A 6,551-nucleotide genomic window follows, 5' to 3' on the forward strand; every position below is an offset into this window, starting at 1 on the left:
GGTTTCGATCTTGACCAGCGGGTCACCCAACTTGTCGATCGTCTGTTGGTGATACTGGTTTGCAAAGAGGTCATTCTTAATGGCGCTGCGTTTCTTCATGGTGGTTAGCTCAGTAGACCAGCTTCCGATAACTTTATCAGCAAAATCAAACTCGGCTTAGGTTTTTCGAGGTGCCCTTAAGTCATTTTCAGATAATGTAGGATATTCTTTTTTAATGGCGTTAAAGGTTTTGCTATTAATCTGCATAATCCCTAAATCAAGTGAACCATCTTTATTTTTGTTTTTTGCATGGGGATAAGGTTGGATTCTTGTCTGGCAATCGCTCTTAAATAATCGGCAAGCGATATTTTTGAAATAACAAGACAAAACAGCCACATTAAATTTTTGATTTTCATCGCCACGCTCTTTATTCAAAAGTAAAAACAATTCGGCATATTTTCGCCCCTATAAAGCAAAAAGATTTTTCAAAGGAATTCCAATAAAGCCTATCAATTTTACTTCACCAAATCCGCTTTTTCTACCACTAATTTACATACCACACGCAAAATACTTATTTTATTTTAAGCTTTTGATAATTATAGTTTTAATTTTTTATTATTAAAATTTATTTTTTAATTTTAGAATCTATTTAGATTCCAAAGGGAATCTTTAAAGCATCTAATTGTTTTATATGATTTTTTATTTAAAATAATCTTTATGGAATCCTATTAGAGTCAAAATAGATTCTTTTATTTCTTGTTAAAGTATTGATTTTTATATATAATTAACTTAAAAAAATATAAGATTCTTTAAAGAATCTCTTGGGGTTCTGTTTAGATTCTTTATATAATTGTATTATAATGTAAAATATTGGTCATTATGTAATAGTTAAGGATTTTCTTCATGGAAAAAGCTAAAAAAAAATATCGCTTATCTTTACCCATACCTGATTCTATTTTGAAACAAATAGACGAATTCGTTGAAGATAAACGCGCCGATGGTGAACCTAATTCTACTTCAAACCGCACTGTTATTGCCATGGAAATGTTAAAAATTGGTTGCCTTGTTATGCAAAAAAGAAAAGAGAATAAAAATAATGAAGAGCCTCAAATTACTCTAGATGATAAACTCGCTTTAATTGCTCAATCCGTTTTAAAAATGGAATTCATGGAAAATCTTTTGTTTTATGCAACGAAGAAAAATCAAGAAAAAACTTCATTATATATGTCAGATGAAAATCATAAAAAGTATCTGGAAGAGATAGAATATAAGCTGGGTTATTTTTTTAAACGGAAATAATATCTTTGATAATTTGGCTAAAAATTTAAAATAAAGGAGGGGTAAAAGAATGGAAAAATCTATTGAAAAAATAATCTACGCATCGAGATGGTTATTATTTCCTGTCTATTTGGGTTATCATTTGGGTTTATTTTACTCACGTTCAAGTTTTTTCAGCAGATAATTGATGTCATCCCAGAACTTTTTACTATTTCTGAATCAGGATTAATATTAAGAGTTTTATCGTTGATTGATATTGCGTTAGTCGGTGGGCTTTTAGTTATGGTCATGTTTTCAGGTTATGAAAACTTTATTTTAAAAATGACGGTTGATGATAAGCATAAAAAATTAAGCTGGATGGGGAAAATGGACGTTAATTCCATTAAAAATAAAGTTGCCTCATCGATTGTTGCTATTTCTTCCGTTCATCTTTTACGAATTTTTATGGAAGCAGAAAAAGTGGCTGATAATAAAATAATGTGGTGTGTTATTATCCATTTAGCTTTTGTTGTCTCTGCATTTGGTATGGCTTATATTGATAGAATGAGTAAAAATTCTAAAGGCTAATTTTTAATTACATTCCCCTTGAGATAGTTCATGCAAAATAGTCACTCTCAATCACCGCAGTCCCTTGAAGGTGTTGTTGAACGCGTCACTTTTCATAGTGAAACGTCCGGATTTTTTGTTATTAGAGCTAAGGTTTCCGGACATAAAGATTTAATTACTGTAACGGGTAATACTGCCTCTATTACGGCTGGGGAATATATTGAATGTATGGGTATCTGGCTTAATGACGTCAATTATGGCCTACAGTTTAAAACCCATCATATAAAAACTATTGTTCCCACGACTCTGGACGGAATGGAAAAATATTTAGGGTCAGGCATGGTCAAAGGAATAGGTCCCGTTTTTGCCAAACAACTTATCAAGTCCTTTGGTGCCGATGTTTTTGATATTATTGAACGCCACCCTGATAAATTACTTGAAGTTGAAGGTATTGGAAAAAAACGCCAGCAAAAGATTAGTGCTGCCTGGGCAGACCAAAAAGTAGTCAGGGAAATCATGGTTTTCTTACAATCTCATGGGGTTGGAACCTCAAGAGCCGTTCGTATATATAAAACCTACGGTGAATCGGCAATTTCTAAAGTACGGGAAAATCCTTATCAACTCTCGATTGATATCTATGGTATTGGGTTTAAAACAGCTGACCAAATCGCACAAAACCTAGGCGTCGATACACAATCCCTGATTCGTGCTCAAGCGGGTATCCGTCATGTTTTACAGGAATTGTCTAATCAGGGACATTGTGCAGAAGAACAAGAAGCATTAATTAAGAAAACCTATCAACTATTGAACATTCATGAAGACATTATACGCCAGGCCATTGAGATTGAATTAACAGAACGCCGGCTGGTTTTACAATCGGTTGAAAATGAAATCTGGGTATTTCTGTCGTCACTGGCTTTTGCTGAACAAGGCGTTGCGGGTCATTTAAAGCGTTTGATTTCTGGAAAACTTCCCTGGGAGAATATCGCACTGGAAAAAGTCATTCCCTGGGTTGAGAAAAAAAATAAGATAACATTATCCAATTCGCAAAAGACCGCTATTGAAAAAAACTTAAACAGCAAGGTGAGTGTCATAACTGGCGGGCCTGGCGTTGGTAAAACTACGGTGATTAACAGTATTTTACATATTGTAAAAACTAAAGGAATAAAATCAACACTTTGTGCGCCAACGGGACGGGCTGCTAAACGATTGAGTGAATCAACCAGAGAAAATGCCACTACGATTCATCGTCTTCTGGATTTTGATCCGTCACGATTTGATTTTAAACACAATGCTGATAACCCTATTGATACCGAATTACTGGTTGTTGACGAATCCTCAATGATTGACATTGTATTGATGAATAAATTATTACGGGCATTACCTGACCATTCAGCGTTGCTGTTGGTGGGGGATATTGATCAGCTCCCATCGGTAGGGCCAGGTAATGTCTTATCTGATGTTATTCACAGTCAGAAAATCCCTGTTAGTCGATTAACCGAAATATTCCGGCAATCAGCTTGTTCTAAGATTATCACCAGTGCTCATGCTATTAATATGGGGCGATTCCCTGAAATTGTGAAAAAAGGCGAGGAAAGTGATTTTTTCTTTATTCATTCGGAAGGTATTGAAGATATCAAAAATAAACTTCTAAATATCATCTTACATCGATTACCGATGCGGTTTGGATTTGATCCTGTCAGGGATATCCAAGTGTTAACTGCAATGAATAGGGGAGGAATTGGCGCGCATAGTATTAATGACATGTTACAATCTCAGCTTAATAATAATAACACTTCCTCGAAAGTGACCCGTTATGGCCGGACGTTTTCTTTGGGTGATAAAGTCATTCAATTAGTGAATAATTATGATAAAGATGTTTTTAATGGTGATATCGGAATTATTACGTTAATTGATACTGTTGAATCTGAAGTGATCATCGATTTTGATGGCAGAACAATCCGGTATGATTTTAATGAGCTTGATGAGATATCCTTAGCTTATGCAACAACCATTCATAAGAGCCAGGGTTCTGAATATCCTTGTGTTGTGATTCCGATAGCTATGCAGAATTATCTTATGCTTGAACGAAATTTGATTTATACTGGGGTCACCAGAGGTAAAAAAATGGTGGTTATCATTGGACAAAAGAAAGCGCTTAGTCTTGCTATCAATAAACAGAACTCGATTAAACGGAAAACATGGTTATTAGCACGATTGAAAATCGCGTTCAATGAACCATAGTATTTTTTTAACTATGATTCTTTAGGTAAATCGTATCACCCATATTTAGAAAGAATGCCGCCGATATAGGGGGAATGCTTTTGCTACATTTGAGTCATTTTGTTTTTCATCTGAAGATGTCGCTGATTTATTAAACTGATTAATTAACGTGTCCATTTTTTCTTTCAACTCGGTCAACTCGGTTGTCAAGGTATTAACATTCTCTTTCAATCCACTAATCTCGTTTTTCATTTCAGCGTTTTGTTTTTCTATTGAACTATTTTGTTCATTAACTTTTTGAAATCCCTGTGATTGATTTAATCCCAGCTCATAAACCGATTTTAACATTTTCTGGCTCCTTAATTCATTTAAATGAGTATACGTTTTAGAAAGTATAGTATCGAATTCATTCCATTTATCCCTATGAGAATTTATTTTATATTGTTTATGTGCCTGATATAGGCTAAATGCAATACCTGAAAAGCCCGCAGCGGTTGATATTCCAGACCCAATCATATGTAAGAGAGAACCACTGATTAGACAAGGAGCAATAAAGGGTGAGGAGAAAACCAGTGCTCCTACTAACAAGCTTGCTAAGCTCAGTGAAATGCCTATTAAGGCAAATTTAAGATATTTTTTTGTGGTTGATTCTGGCACTGTTTTTTCTTTTAGTTGTTCTATGTCTTTCAGACAGTTATGTAAAATATCTAATATTTCATCGATATTATTGAATTCTTTTCTAATCTGATTTTCGGTAGGGATTACTGTTTTATGTAAGACTCCAAAATGTCTAATAAACTTATCTGTTGCTCCGGTAAGCAAGGATTTTGATAAGGATAAGTCGATATCTTTAAGCTTATTTTGACAAACTCTTAAGTCCTTATGAAGATCAGGATATTCTTTTTCTGAAAAAAGGGAGAAATAAGTTCCTTCCATGAGGTAATCTCGCATTTCTGTGAAACTATTCCATAACAGTTCTTCAGGTTTTTTAGTGGATTCATTGATAATTTCCTCTTGAGATGTGTTGATTATTTCTGTTGAATTTGTTGATTCGTTAAATAAATTATTACCTGGTTCATATAATATCTGTGAAGATGAATTAGTAACTGAAAGCATATTTTATGCCCCCTAATTGATGTTTATTTATTTTTTAATATATCCTATTTTTATTTTATCCTGTTTCATTAGTTAAAATATCAGTTCAAGACAGGAATAACAAACTTAACGTTTATTTAAGATATTTTTATAATATTAATTTATCAAGCTATGGTTAGATTAGTCCCCATATTCTTTCTCTTTAATTTTTTGTTTTTCTTCCTGATGTAAAATATTCACTTCATCGTTATCTAATCGTTTAGATTCTTTATCGGAATCTACCTCGTCTATCGATAGATTATATTCGGTTGGCAAGGATAATTCCTCAGTATCTATCAATTTTTCGCCATCCGTACTCTCAGTGAGTTTGCTATCCGTATCTTTTAGTATGGAGTCATTGATGTCAAGGGTTAAGGCTTTATCCATATCAATGGAGAGACTTTCTTCTGGTGTGAGCGCCAATTCGTTAAGTTTCTCTTTTTCCTGCGTAATTTCTATTACGATGGTAGTATCAGTTTCTATTTGTTGTAGTGCGCTTGTTAACTGATTAGTCTGATAGGTTTTGGGTTCAACACCTTCATCGCCCTTCTGGAGAATAATGTATTTACCTTCTTTAGCACCCTGGGGCACCTCGAAAAACTCAAGATTTTCAATTAACCCTTGGCTTTCATTCTAAATAATTAGATTTTTTTTGATTATCACGCTACTGATTCTATCGCACATTGCCCTGGCTAGGGCCATTTGACCCATTCTGGGCGTCAGAAAGCCACGATGCACGCGCTCTGGAAGTACGCCAACCGCTTTAGGTTGTAACATGCTGCCATCATCGTCATGGCAAAATTAGCGCGCACCTGTCCAATGGTGCGGATCAGTTTTCTACCCATTTGTTCCATCGCCGCAAATGCATGTTCAACCCGTGCCCTAGTCTTTGCAATCCTGTGGTTTCGCCCTTGCTGAGTCTTGGACAACGGTTTGTTTCGATGGCCTTTACGCTGAATCTGGCTCCTATAGCCGTTTGCCTCCAGCCAAGCTTCCCGCTCCGCAGAGGGATAGCCTCGGTCGGCGTAGATATTGCGATTGGTGTTGGCCTTGTCAATAAGCGTGTTGCTTAATAGTGAAATAAGGGTGTTTCGGTGATTGAAGTAAATTTTACGCTGTTCTGAGATGGAAATTCCAAAGACCTGCGCTAAGGAGTAAGAAGGTATCATCAATAAAGGGTCTACGATTCCGTAAAATTTGGGTCATGCAACCGAGGCGCTTGATACCCGCGATGGCGTGTTCAACTGTAATACGGATGCCCGAGATTATTTTATTTTCTTGTTTTTGTTCAGGCGATAAAGGTCTTTTTCGAGTTCCTTTTTTTGGGATTTGTGTATTAGGATGCTGTTTATCTATACCTTGAAAACCGGTATCTGCCCAGATGGTTACCT

Annotated in this window: 6 protein-coding genes and 2 pseudogenes; 3 read left to right on the forward strand and 5 right to left on the reverse strand. The window is 35.4% G+C overall.

Translation table 11 applies throughout. From position 1 onward, the window contains the following. Positions 1-156 precede the first annotated feature (156 nt). Positions 157-426: a transglycosylase SLT domain-containing protein gene (locus CBG25_RS14150; RefSeq protein WP_290606446.1), complete on the reverse strand. Its 270-nt coding sequence runs from the start codon at positions 424-426 to the stop codon at positions 157-159. 456 nt (positions 427-882) lie between these two features. Here CBG25_RS14150 and CBG25_RS14155 point away from each other — a divergent pair, with 456 nt between their 5' ends. The 3 genes and pseudogenes from CBG25_RS14155 to CBG25_RS14165 all read left to right on the forward strand — a co-directional run bounded on the left by CBG25_RS14155 (position 883) and on the right by CBG25_RS14165 (position 4,047). Then, positions 883-1,278, forward strand: coding sequence for a hypothetical protein (locus CBG25_RS14155; protein ID WP_290607403.1), 396 nt, complete (start codon positions 883-885; stop codon positions 1,276-1,278). 49 nt (positions 1,279-1,327) lie between these two features. Further along, positions 1,328-1,824, forward strand: a pseudogene (locus tag CBG25_RS14160) (TIGR00645 family protein). A gap of 30 nt (positions 1,825-1,854) precedes the next feature. Further along, positions 1,855-4,047: an ATP-dependent RecD-like DNA helicase gene (locus tag CBG25_RS14165; RefSeq protein ID WP_290607405.1), complete on the forward strand. Its 2,193-nt coding sequence runs from the start codon at positions 1,855-1,857 to the stop codon at positions 4,045-4,047. A 45-nt stretch (positions 4,048-4,092) separates the two neighbouring features. Here CBG25_RS14165 and CBG25_RS14170 read toward each other — a convergent pair whose 3' ends face one another. The 4 genes and pseudogenes from CBG25_RS14170 to CBG25_RS14185 form a co-directional block, all read right to left on the reverse strand. Further along, on the reverse strand, positions 4,093-5,142 hold the full coding sequence (locus tag CBG25_RS14170) for a hypothetical protein (RefSeq protein ID WP_290607407.1): 1,050 nt from the start codon (positions 5,140-5,142) through the stop codon (positions 4,093-4,095). 159 nt (positions 5,143-5,301) lie between these two features. Further along, a complete protein-coding gene (locus tag CBG25_RS14175) occupies positions 5,302-5,751 on the reverse strand; it encodes a hypothetical protein (protein ID WP_290607409.1) in 450 nt (149 codons plus the stop codon). A 128-nt stretch (positions 5,752-5,879) separates the two neighbouring features. Next, a pseudogene (locus CBG25_RS14180) lies at positions 5,880-6,221 on the reverse strand (transposase); the annotation flags it as partial. Positions 6,222-6,270: 49 nt separating this feature from the next. Further along, positions 6,271-6,551 (reverse strand): transposase family protein (locus CBG25_RS14185; protein ID WP_290603775.1); only part of this gene is annotated, 281 nt, incomplete at its 5' end.

The organism is Arsenophonus sp. ENCA (assembly GCF_002287155.1).
GTDB classification, from domain to species: Bacteria; Pseudomonadota; Gammaproteobacteria; order Enterobacterales; family Enterobacteriaceae; genus Arsenophonus; species Arsenophonus nilaparvatae.

Excerpts from the sequence above, each read along its gene's own strand:
- CBG25_RS14155 (WP_290607403.1), top strand. The coding sequence starts at position 883 with ATGGAAAAAGCTAAAAAAAAATATCGCTTATCTTTACCCATACCTGAT.
- CBG25_RS14165 (WP_290607405.1), top strand. The coding sequence starts at position 1,855 with ATGCAAAATAGTCACTCTCAATCACCGCAGTCCCTTGAAGGTGTTGTT.
- CBG25_RS14170 (WP_290607407.1), bottom strand. The coding sequence starts at position 5,142 with ATGCTTTCAGTTACTAATTCATCTTCACAGATATTATATGAACCAGGT.